This is a genomic window from Neobacillus sp. YX16 (genome assembly GCF_030123505.1).
In the GTDB taxonomy this organism is placed as follows: Bacteria; Bacillota; Bacilli; order Bacillales; family Cytobacillaceae; genus Neobacillus.
In genome coordinates, this window is record NZ_CP126115.1 from 1893546 (window position 1) to 1914248 (window position 20703).

Below are 20703 nucleotides of genomic sequence, written 5' to 3' on the forward strand. Positions count from 1 at the left end.
GTCACGCTTTTCGTGCTTCTGTGCTGGACCGAAGTGACCTCGAGGGGCTAGGCGCTGTAGCTGGACAAAGAAAGAAAACAATGAGGGGGAAGGCAATTGTTTCGTAATGTTGCAGAGTTAGTAGAGCTTGCCATTAGCAAAAATAAAAAAATCTCAGAAATTATGATTGAGCAGGAAATGGATGTCACCGGACGCAGCCGGGAAGAAGTATTTGCCTTTATGGATAGAAATTTAAAGGTCATGGAGGAAGCGGTTGAGCGTGGTATTAAAGGAGTAAAATCACATTCGGGGTTAACTGGCGGCGATGCTGTTCTTATGCAGAAATATATTGAAAAAGGTAACTTCCTGTCTGGCAAAACCGTCCTTGACGCAGTGAGCAAAGCGGTCGCAACGAATGAAGTCAATGCAGCGATGGGAACGATTTGTGCTACACCGACTGCCGGTTCTGCAGGAGTTGTGCCTGGGACATTATTTGCAGTGAAAGAAAAACTAAATCCAACTAGAGAGGAAATGATTTCTTTTCTTTTCACGGCGGGAGCTTTTGGTTTTGTCGTTGCTAATAATGCTTCGATTTCAGGTGCTGCTGGCGGCTGTCAAGCGGAAGTTGGTTCAGCTTCAGGAATGGCTGCGGCAGCTATTGTAGAGATGGCAGGAGGTTCACCAGAGCAATGCGCAGAAGCAATGGCGATTACATTAAAAAATATGCTCGGGCTGGTATGTGATCCTGTCGCCGGTTTGGTGGAAGTACCATGTGTTAAAAGAAATGCAATGGGAGCCGCAAATGCAATGGTTGCGGCGGATATGGCATTAGCAGGAATTACAAGCAGGATTCCATGTGATGAAGTCATAGACGCTATGTATAAAATAGGTCTAACGATGCCGACAGCTTTAAAAGAAACTGCACAGGGAGGGTTGGCGGCAACTCCGACAGGTCGTGAACTCGAAGCCAAGATCTTCGGTATTCCGCGCGTTTAAAGTGAATCATTATCTTAAACAATCAGTTACAGAAATAAAAGGCATTGGGGAAGAAACAGCTGAGAGTTTAGCGGAAATGAAAATATTTACCGTTCAGGATTTATTAGAGTATTTTCCATACCGTTATGAAGATTACCGACTTCGTGAACTTACTGAAGTTCAGCATGAAGAAAAAATTACAGTAGAAGGGAAGGTTCATAGTGAGCCTTCTCTTACATATTTTGGCCGGAAGAAATCGAAGCTGATGATTCGAATGTTTGTCGGGCAATATCTTATTAAAGTTGTATTCTTTAACCAGCCGTACCTAAAAAGTAAAATAATCATGAATGAAACGATTACTGTTACAGGCAAATGGGACGCCCATCGTCAAACGATAAGTGCTAATGAAATGCAGGTCGGACAAAATGCAAAAATACAAGATTTTGAGCCTGTCTACTCACTTAAAGGGAAAATTACGACGAAAGGAATGCGGAAATTTATTTCGATTGCCTTTCAACAATTTGGCAAATATATTGAAGAAAGTCTGCCATACTCTCTCGTTAAAAAGTACCGTTTGCCTAACCGCAGTGATGCTATGAAAGCCATGCATTTTCCTGTTAACCAAGAGGACGTAAAACAGGCACGCCGTCGTTTAGTTTATGAAGAATTTTTACTATTTCAGCTAAAAATGCAGGCATTACGTAAATTTGAACGGGAGCATGCACCAGGAATCGAACAAAACTATCATGTGACAAAGGTAGAGGAATTTATTCAATTGCTGCCTTTTCCGTTGACGAATGCGCAGAATCGCGTTGTAACGGAGATATTAACAGATCTAAAATCGCCTCTTAGAATGAATCGCCTCCTGCAAGGTGATGTGGGCTCAGGAAAAACGGTAGTGGCAGCCATTGGATTATATGCTAGTTTTACTGCAGGTTACCAAGGGGCATTAATGGTTCCAACTGAAATTTTAGCAGAACAGCACGCTGAATCTCTCAAGGGATTATTAGAACCTTTTGGACTTAAATGTGAATTATTAACGAGTTCTGTTAAAGGAAAACGGAGAAGAGAAATTCTTCAAAACTTAGCTGAAGGAAAAGTAGATATTTTAATAGGGACACATGCTCTTATTCAGGATGAGGTATCCTTTAATAAATTAGGGTTTGTGATAACCGATGAACAGCACCGCTTTGGTGTTGAACAACGAAGAGTATTACGGGAAAAGGGAGAAAATCCTGATGTTCTGTTCATGACCGCAACTCCAATACCAAGAACGCTTGCCATTACCGTATTTGGTGAGATGGATGTATCGGTTATTGATGAAATGCCTGCAGGGCGTAAAGCAATCGAAACCTACTGGGCAAAACCGGATATGCTTGGAAGGGTCCTTTCTTTTGTGGAAAAAGAATTAGTAAAGGGGCATCAGGCTTATGTGATTTGCCCGTTAATTGAAGAATCAGACAAGCTGGATGTCCAAAATGCGATTGACGTCCATACTACTTTAACCCATCACTTTCATAATCGTTATAAGGTTGGACTTATGCATGGACGGTTAAGCTCGGAAGAAAAAGATACGATTATGAAGGCATTTAGTACCAATGAGGTACAAGTGCTAGTATCAACAACGGTAGTAGAAGTGGGAGTCAATGTACCTAATGCAACAATGATGGTTATCTATGATGCAGAGAGATTTGGTCTATCACAACTTCATCAGCTCCGAGGAAGAGTAGGAAGAGGCAGTGACCAATCCTATTGTATCTTGTTAGCCGAACCAAAGTCTGAAGTGGGTCAGGAGAGAATGAGAATTATGACCGACACCAATGATGGCTTCGTTTTAAGTGAGAAGGACCTTGAATTACGGGGACCAGGTGACTTTTTTGGAAAAAAACAGAGTGGTGTACCTGAATTTAAGCTGGCAGATATGGTTCACGATTACCGTGCACTTGAAACAGCTAGAAATGACGCTTCACTCATGATACAGTCTAAGACATTCTGGATTGATAAAGAATATGAATATCTAAGAAATCAGTTAGATAATACAGGTGTTTTAGAAGGCGAAAAATTAGATTAACTAAATAATCAATTTTCAGGTAGATTGTAAGAATGTAAACTTATTCTTGCAATCTGCTTTTTCTAATTTTATACTACTATTAGTACCTAGTCATAATAGCTCGGACGGTGTGTATTAATGAGAAGAACAAAAAAAGAACGTCAGCAGATGTTAAAAGAGACCATCAAGGAAAATCCATTTATTACTGATGAAGACCTTGCAGATAAATTTCAAGTGAGTGTGCAAACCATTCGCCTTGATCGTTTGGAGTTATCTATTCCTGAGTTGCGGGAAAGGATAAAATATGTTGCAGAGAAAAAATTTGAAGATGAAGTTCGGTCTTTGCCGATAGAGGAAGTAATTGGAGAAATTATTGATATTGATTTAGATCAGAGTGCCATTTCGATACTCGATGTGAAAGAGGAGCATGTCTTTATGCGAAACCAGATAGCCAGAGGCCATCATGTTTTCGCACAGGCAAATTCTCTTGCTACAGCGGTCATTAATGATGAATTGGCGTTAACAGCAAAGGCAAACATACAATTTAAACGGTCAGTTAAACAAGGTGAACGAGTGATTGCCAAAGCAAAAGTAATTAAAATTGATGACGGCATCGGCAGGACAATTGTCGAAGTGACAAGTTTTGTAAATAACGAGCTTGTTTTTAAAGGCGAATTTGAAATGTACCGTTCAGAAAAATCATTAAAGGATGAGAAAAGATGAAGTTAGCTATCGATGCTATGGGTGGCGACCATGCTCCTAAAGAAATCGTAATCGGTGCAATGAAAGCTGTAGAAACATTTTCAGATATACATATAACCCTAGTTGGGGATGAAGCCAAAATTAAAGAATACTTAACAAATTCGGAACGGATTAACATTTTACATACAACGGAGGTCATACTTGGAACGGACGAGCCTGTGAGAGCTGTTCGCCGCAAAAAAACGGCCTCTATGGTATTAGCTGCACAGCAAGTAGCGGATGGAAAAGCAGACGCTTGTATATCCGCAGGAAATACAGGTGCATTAATGGCTGCAGGATTGTTTGTTGTAGGAAGGATTGAGGGGATAGAACGGCCTGCCCTAACACCTACTTTACCAACCATTGGCGGAGAAGGATTTCTATTATTGGATGTCGGGGCAAATGTAGACGCCAAGCCTGAGCATTTGCTTCAATATGCCATAATGGGTTCCATCTATTGTGAAAAAGTTAGAGGAACAGATAACCCTCGGGTGGGTCTACTAAATATCGGGACGGAAGAAAAGAAAGGGAATGACCTAACAAAAGCAGCATTTGAACTTTTGAAAAAGGCAAATATTAATTTTATTGGAAATGTAGAAGCCAGGGATTTGCTTGATGGCGCAGCGGACGTGGTTGTGACGGATGGTTTCACTGGTAATATGGTGTTAAAAACTGTTGAGGGTACAGCGCTATCTATGTTTAAAATGCTAAAAACCACGTTAATGAGCAGTATGAAAAGTAAACTTGCTGCCGCGGTATTAAAACCTGAATTCAAAATCTTAAAAAACACATTAGACTATTCTGAGTATGGCGGTGCAGGTCTTTTTGGCTTAAAGGCACCTGTCATCAAAGCACATGGCTCCTCAAACGGACAAGCAATCTTTAGCGCAATTCGTCAAACAAGAGAAATGGTTGAAAAGGATGTTGTCGGGCTCATTAAAAAGACTATTGAAAATGAGAAGACATCTAATTTAGAAGTGTAGGAAGGGGTGCACAAATGGGAAAAATAGCATTTGTATTTCCAGGGCAAGGCTCACAAATAGTTGGGATGGGACAGCAGCTTGCTGAGCAGTTTCCTGAGGTAATGAAATATTTTATAAAAGCAGACGAAACACTCTCGGTTGATTTAAGTAAACTTATATTCGAGGGACCTCAAGAAGAATTGACCAAAACCGTTAATACACAGCCAGCACTATTAACAACTAGTATGGCTATTCTAGAAAGATTTCAAAAATCTGCAATCAAACCTGATTACGTAGCTGGACATAGTCTGGGTGAATATACAGCCCTTGTAGCAGCTGGAGCACTAACTTTTGAGGATGGCGTCTTTGCAGTGAGAAAAAGAGGAGAATTTATGGAGGGAGCAGTTCCAAATGGTGAAGGTTCGATGGCCGCTATTTTAGGACTTGCCCGTGAACCTCTATCAGAAGTAACAGCTGAAGTAAGTGACTCTGGCTTCCCAGTTTCTCTGGCGAACTTGAATTGTCCAGGTCAAATTGTTATCTCTGGATCTCGAAAAGGTGTTGAGCTTGCAGGGGTAAAAGCGAAAGAAGCCGGTGCAAAAAGAGCGATTCCTTTGGAAGTCAGCGGTCCATTTCATTCTTCATTAATGAAACCTGCTGCTGGCGAATTACGTGAGGTTTTAGATGGACTAGATATGAAGGATGCGCATATACCTGTGATTGCGAATGTTTCAGCAAATCCAATGACTTCAGCATCAGAAATTAAGGAAAATTTAATTGAACAGCTTTACTCACCTGTGTTATGGGAAGATTCTGTTGTGAAAATGATTGATTTAGGTGTTGATACATTTATTGAAATTGGTCCTGGGAAAGTACTTTCAGGGTTAATTAAAAAGATTAACCGCAGTGTTAAAACGTACTCGATATCTGATGAGGAAAGCTGTCAATCTGTAATCGAGGCATTGAAGGAGGAAAATCTATGACTTTAGCAGGCAAAGTTGCCTTAGTAACGGGTGCGTCCAGAGGAATAGGAAGAGAAATTGCTCTCGAGCTTGCAAGACAGGGAGCAAATGTCGCAGTCAACTATGCTGGCAGTGAAGGAAAAGCGAATGAAGTGGTAGATGAGGTAAAAGCCATTGGGAGAGAAGCATTTGCGATTAAATGTGATGTATCCAATAGTGAAGAAGTGTCCGCTATGGTTAAAGAGACAGTAGATCGATTTGGTAAATTGGATATACTTGTTAATAATGCGGGTATCACAAAAGATAATTTACTAATGAGAATGAAAGAAGAAGAATGGGATGATGTGATTAACATCAATCTTAAAGGCGTTTTTCTTTGTACAAAAGGCGTTACCCGCCAAATGATGAAGCAGCGTGTGGGTCGTATCATTAATATCACTTCAGTTGTTGGTGTAAGTGGTAATCCAGGACAAGCTAACTATGTGTCAGCAAAAGCCGGTGTGATTGGCTTAACGAAAACTACTGCGAAAGAGCTTGCCTCCCGTAATATTACCGTTAATGCTATTGCGCCAGGATTTATCACAACCGATATGACCGATAAATTAACGGAAGAAGTCAAAGTAGAAATGTTAAAACAAATTCCATTAGCCCGCTTAGGAGAACCTAAGGACATTGCGAAAATGACAGCTTTCCTAGCTTCTGAGGATGCATCCTATATAACAGGTCAAACGATTCATGTAAATGGCGGAATGGTGATGTAAAATTATTTTTTAATACGTTTATTATTTTATTGAAATACTCTATAATAGCTTGAGGGGAGGTGAACTACAATGGCAGAGGTATTAGAACGTGTTACAAAAATCATCGTTGACCGTTTAGGTGTAGATGAATCACAAGTTAAGCTTGAAGCTTCATTCAAAGATGATCTTGGTGCTGATTCCCTTGACGTAGTTGAACTAGTTATGGAATTAGAAGATGAGTTTGATATGGAAATTTCTGACGATGATGCTGAAAAAATCAGCACAGTTGGTGATGCTGTTACTTACATAAATAGTAAGAATTAATTCGTTGGATTTCTTTCAAAAGCTCCGTTTTCAAACGGAGCTTCTTTCTGTATTATAGAACTTGGTAGTTCCTGAAATTACTGCCAAGTTTCTTTGCGTTTTGACTAGAGATTACTTAAACTATTGATAGGTATGTGTGTAAAAAATATGCAAGGTGGAGACTTTAATGCGCAGAAAAGGTAAGGAAAAAGAAATGAACAATCGCGCAAAAGAAAATCAATTTAAGGATTTTCAGGACAAGATCGGTATTCATTTTGAAAATGAAAAGCTTTTAAAACAAGCTTTTACTCATTCATCCTATGTGAATGAGCATCGCAGAAAGCCTTATGAAGATAACGAGAGGCTTGAATTTTTAGGGGACGCTGTACTAGAACTCACTGTGTCGAAATTCCTGTTCCAGAAATATCCAATGATGAGTGAAGGGGAGCTAACAAAGCTCCGTGCAGCTATCGTATGTGAGCCTTCGCTAGTAATCTTGGCAAACGAACTTTGCTTCGGCAAATTAATTTTGTTGGGAAAAGGAGAAGAGATGACTGGGGGAAGAGAACGCCCAGCTCTATTAGCTGATGTATTTGAAGCATTTATTGGTGCGTTATACCTGGATAAGGGACTTGAGGTAGTAATAGAATTTCTAGACAAAGTGGTTTTCCCTAAAATTAATGAGGGTGCTTTTTCTCATGTGATGGATTTTAAGAGCCAGCTTCAGGAATTAATCCAGAGAGATGGGACAGGTTTGATTGAATATAAAGTATTAATTGAAAAAGGTCCTGCCCACAGTAAAGAATTTGTTTCAAGAGTTTCGTTAAATGGTGAAGAATTAGGAATCGGTACAGGTAAATCAAAAAAAGAAGCAGAACAGCATGCCGCCCAAATGGCGTTGGAGTTTTTGAAGCAAAAACATCATAGTTAAACAACATAAGAATGCTAAGGAAGATTCCGGCCAAGCTTTTAGGGAGGATAAGGATATGTTTTTAAAACGGTTGGACATCATTGGCTTTAAATCTTTTGCAGATCGTATTGGGGTGGATTTTGTTCAAGGAGTCACTGCTGTAGTTGGTCCAAACGGAAGTGGGAAAAGTAATATAACAGATGCAATTCGCTGGGTATTAGGTGAGCAATCTGCTAAATCACTTAGAGGCTCTAAAATGGAAGATATCATTTTTGCGGGAAGCGATACAAGAAAGCCGTTAAATTATGCGGAAGTGACCCTGACTCTTGATAACCAAGACGAAGGATTATCGATTGATTACAACGAAGTGAGTGTAACGAGAAGGGTCACCCGTTCTGGCGATAGTGAATATTTAATTAATAAACAACCTTGCAGATTAAAGGATATTGTTGATTTGTTTATGGACTCGGGTCTTGGCAGAGAAGCGTTCTCGATTATCAGCCAAGGGAAGGTAGAAGAAATTCTCAACAGTAAGGCTGAGGACCGAAGAACGATCTTTGAAGAAGCCGCAGGTGTTTTAAAATATAAAAATCGTAAGAAAAAAGCAGAATCTAAACTAATAGAAACACAGGATAATTTAAATCGAGTTAATGATATCCTACACGAACTTGAAGGACAAGTTGAACCATTAAAGATTCAGTCTTCAATGGCAAAGGATTACTTAGAGAAAAAAGAAGAACTTGAAAAAATTGAAGTTGCCTTAACGGTTTACGATATTGAAGATTTACATCAAAAGTGGACTTCGTTTTCAACTCAGCTTGAAGAACACCAGCAAGAAGAAATTAGGCTTTCGTCCAAGTTACAGATAAAGGAAGCAAAAATTGAAGAAACAAGGAATCAAATAGCTGCGCTTGATGAGTCCATTACTGATTTGCAAAATGTTCTCCTCCATGCTAGTGAAGAATTAGAAAAACTAGAAGGCAGGAAAGAGGTATTAAAAGAACGTAAGAAAAATGCCTCTCAAAATAGAGCTCAGCTTGAAAAGAATATTACTGAACTTACGGATAAAATCTTTCAATTAAAAAGTAATAGAGATATACAGGATGAACTAGTACAAAAGCTGACACAACAAGTGAATTTTCTTCAAAATCAGTTAAAAGAAAAACAGGAAAAATTAGCGTTATTCACGGAAAATATTGATGAAAAAATTGAATCCTTGAAAAGTGAATATATTGAACTGTTAAATGACCAAGCTGGAGCGAAAAACGAGCTAAAATACATTGACCAGCAGCTTGACCAGCAAGAATTAAAGAGCACTCGCCTTGACTCTGAAAATGTAAAATTCATTGAGGAAAGACAACTTGCTCAAACGAAGAGGTTACAAATTCAATCAGCACTAGATGAAATACAAAGCAAACTATCAAATCAAGTTACGAGTTTCAGGGAGAAGCAACGGAAACTTGAAAATGCTCAAAACAATTATCAGAAGCAAGAAAAGACCTTGTACCAAGCCTATCAAATTCTTCAACAGGCAAAATCACGGAAAGAAATGCTTGAGGAGATGGAAGAAGATTATTCAGGTTTCTTTCAAGGGGTAAAAGAAGTACTAAAAGCCCGAGGGAATAAGCTTCAAGGGATTGAAGGGGCTGTAGCTGAGCTAGTCAAAGTGCCAAAAGAATACGAGACTGCACTTGAAACAGCATTTGGCGGGGCTTTGCAGCATATCGTCGTTGATACGGAACAAAATGCCCGTATGGCTATCACTTTCTTAAAACAAAATTCATTCGGCAGGGCTACTTTTTTACCATTAAGCGTTATAAAGGGCAGAGTGTTGTCGTCCTCACAACTACACTCTATTCAAAACCATCCTTCATTGGTGGGAAGCGCGGTCGATTTAGTAAGCTTCGATCCAAAATATACAGAGGTCATCAGTAATCTTTTAGGTAATGTTGTCATTACGAAAGATTTAAAGGGTGCGAACGAACTGGCCAAAATCCTCCAGTATCGGTGTCGACTAGTGACATTAGAGGGAGATATTGTCAACCCCGGCGGCTCGATGACTGGCGGGGCACAAAAGCAAAAGACCAGCTCGTTATTGACAAGAAAAGGTGAGCTTGAAGAGTTGAAAGAAAAGCTTATCGTAATGACAGATAAAACCTCTAGTTTAGAAAACCTTGTTAAGTCTTTAAAACATGATATTAAATCACAAGAACAAGAGCTAGAGTCCATGCGAAAGTTTGGAGAAGAATTAAGACAAGAGGAACAAACGTTAAAGGGTGATCAAAGGGAAGCTGATTTCGAGGCAAAGAATATTAATAATCGCTTGGCGATGTATGATCTTGAAAAAGGCCAATTTACAGAGGAACAGAAAACCTTAAACAAACGTAAAAGTGATCTCTATGAAGCAATGACTAGCTTTAAAGGTAAGATAGAAATTTTAGATAAACAAATTGCAAAACTAACAGAACAAAAAACAAATGATATATCCTCGAAAGAAACACTAACAAAGGAAATAACTGATTTAAAGGTCGAGTATGCAGCTAAAAATGAGCAATTTGTAAATACAAAAGAACGATTAGCTTTGATAGTAGAAGATTTAAACGAAAGTGAAGAGAGGCTGGCTCTTTATACAGAGGATTTAATGCTGCTAACCTCCGAGATGGAAGGCAGTTCTTCCGGGGAAGAACAGTTGGAAGCTGCCGCAAAACGGAAACAGCAGGATAAGGAACAAACGATTGCCCTTATTTCTTCAAAAAGGCAGGAACGTCTCCAGTTGCTTTCAGCCCTAGAAGATGCTGAGCTCGAAGCAAAGGAAATTAAGAGACTTCATAAGGGTATGGTTGAAGTTTTAAAAGATGAAGAAGTAAAGCTTAATCGTTTAGACGTTGAACTTGAAAACAAACTGGCACAACTAAGAGAAGAATATTTACTTTCCTTTGAGGGTGCAAAGGAACAATATCCACTAATACTGCCAGTAGATGAAGCTAGGAAAAAAGTAAAGCTAATAAAACTGGCGATTGATGAACTCGGCAGTGTGAATATTGGTGCCATTGAAGAATACGAGAGAGTTTCGGAACGATATGAATTTTTGAATGAACAAAAGAACGACCTTCAAGAGGCGAAGGATACGCTCTATCAGGTTATTGACGAAATGGATATAGAAATGAAAAAACGTTTTGAGCAGACCTTTACTGGAATTCGAGAGCATTTTGAACCTGTGTTCCGCGCATTATTTGGCGGCGGAAGAGCGGACTTGAAACTTACACAGCCGGAGGATTTATTAAATACGGGAGTAGAAATTGTTGCACAGCCGCCTGGTAAAAAACTGCAAAATCTTGGATTATTATCTGGTGGGGAGAGAGCATTAACAGCGATTGCTCTGCTATTTTCGATTTTAAAAGTGCGCCCAGTTCCATTTTGTATCCTAGACGAGGTTGAAGCAGCCCTTGATGAAGCAAACGTTTTTCGATTCAGTCAATATTTAAAGAGTTTTAGTGCAGAAACTCAGTTTATTGTCATCACTCACAGAAAAGGAACAATGGAAGAAGCTGATGTTCTATACGGTGTAACCATGCAGGAATCAGGTGTCTCAAAGCTTGTTTCTGTCCGACTTGAGGATACGAAGGAGCTTGTTGAAACTTAAAGGATAGGAAGTGAAGATAGTGAGTTTTTTTAAAAAATTAAAAGACAAAATCACGAAACAAACGGAGAGTGTTACAGAGAAATTTAAAGATGGTCTTTCGAAAACAAGAAATAACTTCTCTGGAAAAGTAAATGACCTTGTTGCAAGGTACCGCAAAGTGGATGAAGATTTCTTCGAGGAATTAGAAGAAATCTTAATACAAGCAGACGTAGGCTTCGATACAGTCATGAAACTAATTGAAGAGTTGAAAATGGAGGTTAAACGCCAAAATATACAAGACCCCAGGGAAGTTCAAAGTGTTATTTCGGAGAAGTTAGTCGAAATTTACAATGCTGGTGAGGAGCAATCATCCAAATTGAATATTCAAGAGGATGGGCTTACTGTTATCTTATTTGTTGGTGTTAATGGTGTAGGAAAAACAACGACAATTGGAAAACTTGGTCATAAGTTTAAAAGTGAAGGGAAATCAGTTCTATTAGCCGCTGGTGATACTTTCCGTGCTGGTGCGATTGAACAGTTAGAGGTATGGGGAGAAAGAGTAGGCGTTGACGTTATTAAACAGGCAGAAGGTTCTGATCCGGCTGCGGTAATGTTTGATGCGATTAAGGCTGCTAAGTCAAGGAAAGTAGATATTTTGATTTGTGATACAGCTGGACGATTACAAAATAAAGTTAACTTGATGAAGGAACTTGAAAAGGTTAAACGGGTAATCGAACGGGAGGTACCAGGTGCACCACACGAAGTCCTGCTTGTATTAGATGCAACTACAGGTCAAAATGCACTCATTCAGGCAAAAACCTTTAAAGAGGTAACAAATGTGAGCGGGATTGTGCTTTCAAAATTGGATGGGACAGCAAAGGGCGGTATTGTTTTGGCCATTCGAAATGAATTGAAGATTCCTGTTAAGTACGTAGGCCTTGGTGAAAAAATGGATGATCTCCAGGAATTTAACGCAGAGCAATATGTCTATGGTTTATTCGCTGACCAAGTGGATAATGCTGTAAATTGATGTAAAGATATTTTCTTGACAGACTGTGTATGACTGTGTAAACTACATTTGTAAAGGCTTTTCACTTAACAAGGGAGGTATACGCATGCTTGAAAAAACAACGCGAATGAATTATCTCTACGATTTCTATTATTCGTTGTTAACACCAAAGCAGCAAAGCTATATGTCTCTCTATTATTTAGATGATTACTCACTTGGAGAAATCGCTGAAGAGTACGATGTAAGCCGTCAGGCCGTCTATGATAACATCAAACGTACGGAAGCTATGCTTGAGGAGTATGAAGAAAAGCTATTACTATTTCAAAAATTTCAAGAGCGCAGCAAGTTATTAAGGCATGTAAAAGAAGTGCTTAACGAAGAACACCCTTCAAAGCAGGCAATGATGGAAATGGTTGCCGAGCTTGAAAAATTAGATTAGGAGGCGGCATGAATGGCGTTTGAAGGATTAGCCGACCGACTGCAGAATACGATTCAAAAAATCCGTGGAAAAGGTAAGGTTACGGAAGCGGATGTAAAAGAAATGATGCGTGAAGTCCGCCTTGCATTACTCGAGGCCGACGTTAATTTTAAGGTCGTAAAGGATTTTGTAAAAAAAGTCAGCGAACGGGCAGTAGGGCAAGAAGTGTTAAAAAGCTTAACACCAGGCCAGCAGATCATTAAAATCGTTAATGAGGAATTAACGGAGTTAATGGGCGGTGAACAAAGTAAAATTGCTGCCTCTAATCGTCCGCCAACTGTCATTATGATGGTAGGGCTTCAGGGTGCAGGTAAAACGACGACAACAGGAAAGCTTGCCAACCTGCTTCGTAAAAAGTACAACCGTAAGCCTCTCTTAGCAGCCGCTGATATTTACCGTCCTGCTGCCATAAAGCAACTTCAAACATTGGGAAAACAATTGGATATGCCTGTATTTTCTCTTGGCGATCAAGTAAGCCCGGTCGAAATTGCAAAGCAAGCCATTTCGAAAGCAAAAGAAGATCATAATGACTACGTCCTTATAGATACTGCTGGGCGTTTGCATGTCGATGAAGCATTAATGGGTGAACTGAAGGATATTAAAGAACTTACAAAGCCAGACGAAATTTTCCTTGTTGTTGATGCGATGACCGGTCAAGATGCCGTTAATGTAGCCCAAAGCTTTAATGAACAGCTTGGTTTGACTGGGGTAGTCTTAACGAAACTTGACGGTGACACACGTGGAGGAGCTGCGCTTTCGATTCGTGCTGTTACCCAAACACCGATTAAGTTTGTCGGTTTAGGTGAAAAAATGGACGCAATCGAACCCTTTCATCCCGAGCGGATGGCCTCAAGGATACTCGGAATGGGTGACGTCTTAACGCTTATTGAAAAAGCGCAGGCGAATGTTGATGAGGAAAAAGCGAAAGAGCTTGAACAAAAGATGCGGACAGCGACTTTTACGCTTGATGACTTTTTGGAACAGCTTGGACAAGTCCGTAATTTAGGACCGCTTGATGAATTATTAAAAATGATGCCTGGTGCAAATAAAATTAAAGGTTTGAACAATGTTCAAATCGAAGAAAAACAAATTGCACATGTGGAAGCAATCATTAGGTCCATGACAAAAGCAGAAAAAGAACATCCGGAGATCTTGAATTCAAACCGTAAAAAGAGGATTGCCAAAGGGAGCGGCAGGACTGTTCCTGAGGTAAACCGCTTATTAAAACAGTTTGAGGACATGAAGAAGATGATGAAGCAAATGACTGGAATGCAGCAAAAAGGCAAGAAAAAAGGCGGATTTAAATTTCCTTTTAAACCGTTTTAAAGTTGAAAAAATTGGCAATACTACTGTAAAGAAAAAACACTTTACAAATGAATTAATAATTGATAATATACTATCTTGTGTGAAACTATTCGGAGGTGCTTATTTAAAATGGCAGTAAAAATTCGTTTAAAGCGTATGGGAGCTAAAAAGACTCCTTTCTATCGTATCGTAGCAGCAGATTCTCGTTCTCCTCGTGACGGACGTTACATTGAAGTTATTGGAACTTACAATCCAGTTGTTCAACCGGCTGCAATCCAAATCAACGAAGATTTGGCTCTTAAATGGTTACAAGACGGTGCAAAACCATCTGATACAGTTCGTAACCTTTTCTCAAACCAAGGCATCATGGAAAAATTCCATAATGCTAAGCACAGCAAGTAATTTCTATGAAGCAATTAATAGAAAGTATTGTTAAGCCCCTTGTTGATTTTCCAGAAGATGTTCAGGTTAATGTCAACGAAGAAGATCAACGAATCACTTTTCATCTTACTGTTAATAAGACAGATATGGGAAAGGTGATTGGAAAGCAAGGGCGTGTTGCAAAGGCCATTAGGACTGTTGTTTATGCAGCAGGATCATCACAACAAAAGAAAATTTTTCTAGAAATTGGTGAATAGCTTTTTGCATCTAGATGAAAGGGAGGATTTCAAATCCTCCCTTTTTTGCTATCATGAAAGCAGGAGCTTGAGGAGGAGTTAATTATATGCAACTTATTCGTACTGTTGTGGTGAAGCAAATATTAACGGAACACAGCAAACAAAAGCTGCTTGATAAATACTTTGCTGGCAAGCTGCAGATGCAAAAAGAATATGAGCAGCTTCAATTTGAGTTAAAAAAGTTAGAAAAAACCAAAAAGTATCAATCAAGCGCACTTAAAAGTCACTTTGAAAAAGAACTGCAAAAACGCCATGATAAAGAAAAGCTTTATGAGTTTCAAATTGAACAATTACATATGCTACCATTAGGAAGTGAATTGAAGCAAAAAGAAGTACAAGCCCTTGTTGATGTAAAGGTTGGAGACAATTGGGATGAAGTAATGGAGCAAACAACAATTATCATAAAAGACGGCATAATCGAGGAAATAAGATAGAGGTGACGAACAAGATGGAAAAATGGTTTAATGTTGGTAAAATCGTCAATACACACGGAATTAGAGGTGAAGTAAGGGTAATTTCTAAAACCGATTTCCCAGAGCAGCGCTACAAGGTGGGAAATATATTGTATTTGTTTATGCCTGGATCCAATAAGCCTATTGAATTAACGGTAAAAACCCATAGAAGTCATAAAAATTTTAATTTACTAACCTTTGAAGGGTTTGAAAATATCAACGAGGTAGAAAAATTTAGGGACGGAATCATTAAGGTGCCAGAATCCCAACTTGGAAATCTTGAAGATGATGAATATTATTACCATGAAATTATTGGATGTCTAGTGGCGACAACTAGAGGTGAGGAAATAGGTAAGGTTATTGAGATATTATCCCCCGGCGCTAACGACGTATGGGTAATTAAATCACCTGCAGGCAAGGAAATATTGATTCCTTATATCGAGGATGTTGTGAAAAAAGTAGATGTGAAGGAAAAGGTTATCTTAATTGAACCAATGGAAGGTCTACTTTCATGATGAAAATAGATGTGCTGACGTTATTTCCTGAGATGTTTTCTGGTGTATTTGGGCATTCCATTTTACATAAGGCTGCTGAAAAAGCTGCCGTTCGCTATAATGTTGTCAATTTCCGTGAGTATGCTGATAATAAACATCAAACCGTAGACGACTATCCCTATGGCGGTGGAGCAGGTATGGTCTTAAAGCCGCAGCCTCTCTTTGATGCAGTTGCAGCATTAAAGGAACAAGCGGAAAGTAACACAACAAGAGTGATTCTACTTTGTCCTCAAGGAAAACGGTATAACCAGAAAATAGCAGAAGAATTAGCAAAAGAGGAACACCTTATTTTCGTATGCGGCCATTATGAGGGATATGATGAAAGAATCCGTGAACATGTGGTAAGTGATGAAATCTCAATCGGTGATTATGTGTTAACTGGCGGAGAGCTTGGAGCAATGGTTGTGATTGATAGTGTTGTTCGTCTTTTACCAGAAGTCTTAGGAAATGAAGAGTCCCATATGAAAGATTCTTTCAGCACGGGTCTTTTGGAGCATCCACACTATACAAGACCTTCTGACTTTCGTGGAATGAAGGTTCCGGAGGTCCTCCTCCAAGGAAATCATCGATTAATCGAAGAATGGCGAAACAAAGAAGCTTTACGACGAACATTCCTTAGGAGGCCTGACTTATTAGAAAAAATAGAATTAAATAAGGATCAGGCAAAATGGCTGAATGAAATAAAAAAAGAATACGAGTAGATATTGCATGAAGTTGTCTTTTATGTTAAGATACTTCTTGTGACTTGAGCTGAGTAACGTATTCAGTATGGTCTTATAAAGATGTTCCGCTGCAATGGAAAAGGATAGTAGATGTGCATGAGCGTCTGTTGGAAGGAGATGAAAACGATGCAACATTTGATTGAAGAAATCACAAAAGAACAACTTCGTTCTGATTTACCTGCGTTTCGTCCTGGTGATACCGTACGTGTACACGTTAAGGTTGTCGAGGGTACTCGTGAGCGTATTCAGTTATTCGAAGGTGTAGTGATTAAGCGTCGTGGTGGTGGCATTAGCGAAACTTTCACAGTTCGTAAGGTATCTTACGGAGTAGGCGTTGAGCGTACTTTCCCTGTACACACACCTAAAATTGCGAAGCTTGAAGTATTGCGCCGCGGTAAAGTTCGCCGTGCTAAGCTATACTACTTACGTAAGCTACGTGGTAAAAAAGCTCGTATTAAAGAAATTCGATAATAAAGAAAGAGCTTGCTTTGCAAGCTCTTTTTTCGTACTTATCTTATCAAACATTTTTATGTGATTGGTGGGGAACAAAAGATGATTAAAAAGAAAAATGAACTTTGGGAATGGACGAAGGCGCTTTTAATTGCGGTTGTATTGGCAGCTGTCATTCGTTACTTTCTTTTTGCACCAATTGTAGTAGACGGGCTATCGATGATGCCCACTCTGCAGCACCAAGACCGTATGATAGTGAACAAGCTAAGCTATAATATAGGTGAGCCAAAACGGTTTGATATTATCGTCTTTCATGCGCCTGAACAGAAGGATTATATAAAAAGAGTCATTGGCCTTCCAGGTGACCGTATCGAATATAAAAATGATACTTTATATGTTAATGGAAAAGCGTTCGAAGAACCATATTTGGATGAGTATAAGAAAAAAGTCGAAGGACCTTTAACAGATCCTTTTACGCTTGAAGAAACTCCTGCAGGTGTAGAAACAGTACCAGAAGGTGAATTGTTCGTTATGGGGGATAACCGGCGTTTCAGTAAAGACAGCAGGCATATTGGAACCATCTCTTTGGACAAAATAATCGGTAAAACAAGTATTGTTTACTGGCCATTAAAAGATGCACACATCGTGAAATAGATTTAGGAGGTGGCTGCTTTGACAATCCAATGGTTTCCAGGCCATATGGCAAAGGCTCGAAGAGAAGTCACGGAAAAATTAAAACTAGTAGATATTATTTACGAATTGGTGGACGCAAGAATTCCATATTCGTCTCGCAATCCAATGATTGATGTAATTATTCAGCATAAACCAAGACTGGTCCTCTTAAATAAAGCCGATTTGGCAGATAAAGCAATTACCAAAGAATGGATTGCCTTTTTTGCAGCAAGAGGAATAAAAGCAATAGCCATTAACTCTCAGGCTGGAGAAGGTATGAAGGATATTGTAAAGGCATCCCATGAAATCTTAAAGGAAAAGTTTGATCGTTTAAGAGCAAAGGGTGTTGTGAACCCTAGAGCCATTCGTGCCATGATTGTTGGAATCCCTAATGCAGGAAAATCTACTTTAATTAATCGACTAGCAAAGAAAAACATTGCAAAGACAGGAAATATGCCAGGTGTAACAAAAGCCCAACAGTGGATTAAAGTTGGAAAAGAGTTAGAGTTATTAGATACACCGGGAATTCTCTGGCCAAAGTTTGAAGACCAAGAGGTTGGTAAGAAGTTAGCTGTAACGGGAGCAATCAAAGACACTCTTCTGAATTTGCAGGACCTCGTTGTTTATTCAATTAAGTTTTTAGAAGAGCATTATCCAGAGAGACTTAAGGAACGCTATAAGCTTGAATCAGTCCCTGAAAATGTGGTAGAGATGTTTGACCAAATTGGTGAACTTAGAGGCTGTCTCGGGGCTGGTGGAGTCGTTGATTATGATAAAGTATCAGATTTAGTCATTAGAGAAATTAGATCTGAGAAATTTGGACCGCTCACTTTCGAAAGACCCAGCGATTTTGCTGATAAAATTGAAAATAAATAAGCAAATGAACTCTCCATGTGGTGAGTTTTTTTGTTTATTATTGGTTATTGTAAATAAATACAGGAGAAGGTATTATTACAACGGGTGAAGAAAATGAAAGTACAGACAATAGCAGAAATAGAACAACAACTTAATGGCATAAAGGCTGAAAATGACCCTTTATTTCAAAAATTCAAACAGGATGAGCGTAAAGGGGTTCAACATCTACTACATAAATGGTATAGGAAATTGGAACAGGAAAGACTACTTGAGGAAAAGTTTCTTGAAATGAATGTCTTTGAAAATAAATGGCGTGCACAGGGATATAAGTCTATTGCCGGTGTCGACGAAGTTGGCAGGGGACCACTTGCAGGTCCAGTAGTAGCTGCGGCAGTTATTTTACCCAAGGATTTTTACTTACCAGGTATTGATGATTCCAAAAAGCTTTCAGAGAAAAAGCGGAATGAATATGATGAAATCATTAGACGAGAGGCAGTAGCTGTTAATGTCGCGATGATTGATGCACCTGAAGTTGATTCTATCAATATTTACGAGGCTACTAAAAAGGCAATGAAAGCTGCAATAGCTTCACTAGCTTCAAATCCAGAAGTTTTACTGGTCGATGCTATGAAGCTGGAAACGCCTTATATAGTGGAGTCTATTATAAAAGGGGATGCAAAGAGCGTATCGATAGCGGCAGCTTCCATCGTAGCAAAAGTGGCAAGAGATTCTCTAATGATAAAATTATCAGCTGAATTTCCGGAATATGGCTTCGAGCGTAACATGGGGTATGGGACAAAAGAACATATCTTAGCGATTCAAAAGCATGGCCTTACTCCCTATCATCGGATGAGCTTTGCGCCAATTAAGGATATGTTAATAGGACAATAACAAAACAAGCTTTTATTGCTTGTTTTGCTATTGTTAAAAAGTAATTAGTTGTTAATATTTGGTTTCGTTTTATATGTAAGCGCTTTAATTACGGGTTATGAGAATTCACAATATTATGAGGATAATAATTTTTTTACGCATAATGGTGGACAAGGTATCTGTCATTCTATAAAATGAAAACGGAGTCAATTTTTTGAAGAGTTTGATAGGAGGATGGGAAATGAATATCCATGAGTATCAGGGGAAAGAGATCCTCAGAAAATATGGGGTGAGTGTTCCTAATGGCAAAGTGGCATTCAGTGTTGAAGAAGCAGTGGAAGCCGCGAAGGAATTAGGTACACAAGTATGTGTAGTAAAAGCGCAAATTCATGCTGGCGGCAGGGGTAAAGCCGGCGGGGTAAAGGTTGCTAAAAACCTTGAAGAAGTGCGTACATATGCAAGCGAAATCCTTGGAAAAACGTTGGTTACACACCAAACAGGTCCCGAAGGCAAAGAAGTAAAGCGACTATTAATTGAAGAAGGCTGCGATATTAAAAAAGAATATTACGTTGGCCTTGTCTTAGACCGTGCTACATCAAAAGTTGTGCTTATGGCTTCTGAAGAAGGCGGAACGGAAATTGAAGAAGTAGCAGAAAAAACTCCGGAGAAAATCTTCAAAGAAGAAATTGATCCGGTTGTTGGCTTAATGCCTTATCAGGCTCGCCGAATTGCATTCAATATCAACATTCCAAAAGAGCTTGTTAATCAAGCTGTTAAATTTATGATGGGCTTATACAGTGCCTATATTGAAAAAGATTGTTCAATTGCCGAAATCAACCCACTGGTTGTAACTGGTGATGGAAAAGTAATGGCATTAGATGCAAAGTTAAACTTTGACTCAAATGCTTTATATCGTCAAAAAGATGTACTTGAATACCGTGATCTTGAAGAAGAAGATCCAAAGGAAATCGAAGCATCTAAATATGATTTAAGCTATATTTCATTAGATGGAAATATCGGCTGTATGGTAAATGGCGCTGGTCTTGCAATGGCAACAATGGATATTGTTAAGCACTATGGCGGCGACCCGGCGAACTTCCTTGATGTTGGGGGCGGTGCAACAGCTGAGAAAGTTACAGAAGCATTCAAAATTATCCTTTCTGATCCAAACGTAAAAGGTATTTTTGTTAATATTTTTGGCGGAATTATGAAATGTGATGTCATTGCTGAGGGTGTTGTAGAAGCTGCTAAGCAGGTTCAACTAAGTGTACCTCTTGTTGTACGTTTAGAGGGAACAAACGTTGATTTAGGTAAGAAAATTCTTGCTGAATCTGGTTTAGCTATCACTCCTGCAGAATCAATGGCTGACGGTGCACAAAAAATCGTTTCACTTGTGAAATAGGATCGAAAGAAAG

22 protein-coding genes are annotated in these 20703 nt (G+C 39.1%); all 22 read left to right on the top strand.

Annotated elements, in window-relative coordinates:
- Window positions 1–96: 96 nt before the first annotated feature.
- Window positions 97–975, top strand: coding sequence for an L-serine ammonia-lyase, iron-sulfur-dependent, subunit alpha (gene sdaAA, locus QNH48_RS09350; protein WP_283954664.1), 879 nt, complete (start codon window positions 97–99; stop codon window positions 973–975).
- A 1-nt stretch (window position 976) separates the two neighbouring features.
- Entirely contained in the window at window positions 977–3025 is a 2049-nt protein-coding gene (recG, locus tag QNH48_RS09355) for an ATP-dependent DNA helicase RecG (protein WP_283955726.1), read from the top strand.
- Between the two features lie 117 nt (window positions 3026–3142).
- Window positions 3143–3727 carry a transcription factor FapR gene (gene fapR, locus QNH48_RS09360; protein ID WP_283954665.1) on the top strand — a complete coding sequence of 195 codons (585 nt, stop codon included), beginning with the start codon at window positions 3143–3145 and terminating at the stop codon, window positions 3725–3727.
- Window positions 3724–4728 carry a phosphate acyltransferase PlsX gene (gene plsX / locus QNH48_RS09365; RefSeq protein WP_283954666.1) on the top strand — a complete coding sequence of 335 codons (1005 nt, stop codon included), beginning with the start codon at window positions 3724–3726 and terminating at the stop codon, window positions 4726–4728. The genes fapR and plsX overlap by 4 nt, the downstream gene beginning before the upstream one ends.
- A 14-nt stretch (window positions 4729–4742) precedes the next feature.
- On the top strand, window positions 4743–5690 hold the full coding sequence (gene fabD / locus QNH48_RS09370) for an ACP S-malonyltransferase (protein WP_283954667.1): 948 nt from the start codon (window positions 4743–4745) through the stop codon (window positions 5688–5690).
- Window positions 5687–6430 carry a 3-oxoacyl-[acyl-carrier-protein] reductase gene (gene fabG, locus QNH48_RS09375; protein ID WP_283954668.1) on the top strand — a complete coding sequence of 248 codons (744 nt, stop codon included), beginning with the start codon at window positions 5687–5689 and terminating at the stop codon, window positions 6428–6430. Before fabD ends, fabG begins: the two co-directional genes overlap by 4 nt.
- 69 nt (window positions 6431–6499) lie before the next feature.
- A complete protein-coding gene (locus tag QNH48_RS09380; RefSeq protein ID WP_095247684.1) occupies window positions 6500–6733 on the top strand; it encodes an acyl carrier protein in 234 nt (77 codons plus the stop codon).
- A 166-nt stretch (window positions 6734–6899) separates the two neighbouring features.
- Window positions 6900–7643: a ribonuclease III gene (gene rnc, locus QNH48_RS09385; RefSeq protein WP_283954669.1), complete on the top strand. Its 744-nt coding sequence runs from the start codon at window positions 6900–6902 to the stop codon at window positions 7641–7643.
- 55 nt (window positions 7644–7698) lie between these two features.
- A complete protein-coding gene (smc, locus tag QNH48_RS09390) occupies window positions 7699–11265 on the top strand; it encodes a chromosome segregation protein SMC (RefSeq protein ID WP_283954670.1) in 3567 nt (1188 codons plus the stop codon).
- A gap of 19 nt (window positions 11266–11284) precedes the next feature.
- On the top strand, window positions 11285–12274 hold the full coding sequence (gene ftsY / locus QNH48_RS09395) for a signal recognition particle-docking protein FtsY (protein ID WP_283954671.1): 990 nt from the start codon (window positions 11285–11287) through the stop codon (window positions 12272–12274).
- Window positions 12275–12359: 85 nt separating this feature from the next.
- Complete coding sequence (locus tag QNH48_RS09400; RefSeq protein ID WP_095247680.1) at window positions 12360–12692, top strand: putative DNA-binding protein; 333 nt, start codon at window positions 12360–12362, stop codon at window positions 12690–12692.
- A gap of 12 nt (window positions 12693–12704) precedes the next feature.
- A complete protein-coding gene (ffh, locus tag QNH48_RS09405; RefSeq protein ID WP_283954672.1) occupies window positions 12705–14057 on the top strand; it encodes a signal recognition particle protein in 1353 nt (450 codons plus the stop codon).
- Between the two features lie 108 nt (window positions 14058–14165).
- Window positions 14166–14438: a 30S ribosomal protein S16 gene (gene rpsP, locus QNH48_RS09410; protein WP_095247678.1), complete on the top strand. Its 273-nt coding sequence runs from the start codon at window positions 14166–14168 to the stop codon at window positions 14436–14438.
- Window positions 14439–14443: 5 nt separating this feature from the next.
- Window positions 14444–14674 carry a KH domain-containing protein gene (locus QNH48_RS09415; RefSeq protein ID WP_133369424.1) on the top strand — a complete coding sequence of 77 codons (231 nt, stop codon included), beginning with the start codon at window positions 14444–14446 and terminating at the stop codon, window positions 14672–14674.
- An 86-nt stretch (window positions 14675–14760) separates the two neighbouring features.
- Window positions 14761–15147 carry a YlqD family protein gene (locus QNH48_RS09420; protein ID WP_095247676.1) on the top strand — a complete coding sequence of 129 codons (387 nt, stop codon included), beginning with the start codon at window positions 14761–14763 and terminating at the stop codon, window positions 15145–15147.
- A 14-nt stretch (window positions 15148–15161) separates the two neighbouring features.
- A complete protein-coding gene (gene rimM, locus QNH48_RS09425; RefSeq protein WP_283954673.1) occupies window positions 15162–15680 on the top strand; it encodes a ribosome maturation factor RimM in 519 nt (172 codons plus the stop codon).
- Window positions 15680–16420, top strand: coding sequence for a tRNA (guanosine(37)-N1)-methyltransferase TrmD (gene trmD / locus QNH48_RS09430; RefSeq protein ID WP_165979119.1), 741 nt, complete (start codon window positions 15680–15682; stop codon window positions 16418–16420). Before rimM ends, trmD begins: the two co-directional genes overlap by 1 nt.
- Window positions 16421–16567: 147 nt before the next feature.
- On the top strand, window positions 16568–16912 hold the full coding sequence (gene rplS, locus QNH48_RS09435) for a 50S ribosomal protein L19 (protein WP_095247673.1): 345 nt from the start codon (window positions 16568–16570) through the stop codon (window positions 16910–16912).
- An 81-nt stretch (window positions 16913–16993) separates the two neighbouring features.
- Window positions 16994–17545 (top strand): signal peptidase I, encoded by a 552-nt coding sequence (gene lepB, locus QNH48_RS09440; protein WP_095247672.1) that lies wholly within the window; start codon window positions 16994–16996, stop codon window positions 17543–17545.
- A gap of 18 nt (window positions 17546–17563) precedes the next feature.
- Entirely contained in the window at window positions 17564–18439 is an 876-nt protein-coding gene (gene ylqF, locus QNH48_RS09445; RefSeq protein ID WP_283954674.1) for a ribosome biogenesis GTPase YlqF, read from the top strand.
- 93 nt (window positions 18440–18532) lie between these two features.
- Complete coding sequence (locus QNH48_RS09450) at window positions 18533–19309, top strand: ribonuclease HII (protein WP_283954675.1); 777 nt, start codon at window positions 18533–18535, stop codon at window positions 19307–19309.
- Window positions 19310–19529: 220 nt separating this feature from the next.
- Window positions 19530–20690, top strand: a complete 1161-nt coding sequence (sucC, locus tag QNH48_RS09455) for an ADP-forming succinate--CoA ligase subunit beta (RefSeq protein ID WP_133369419.1) — start codon at window positions 19530–19532, stop codon at window positions 20688–20690.
- Window positions 20691–20703: the final 13 nt, after the last annotated feature.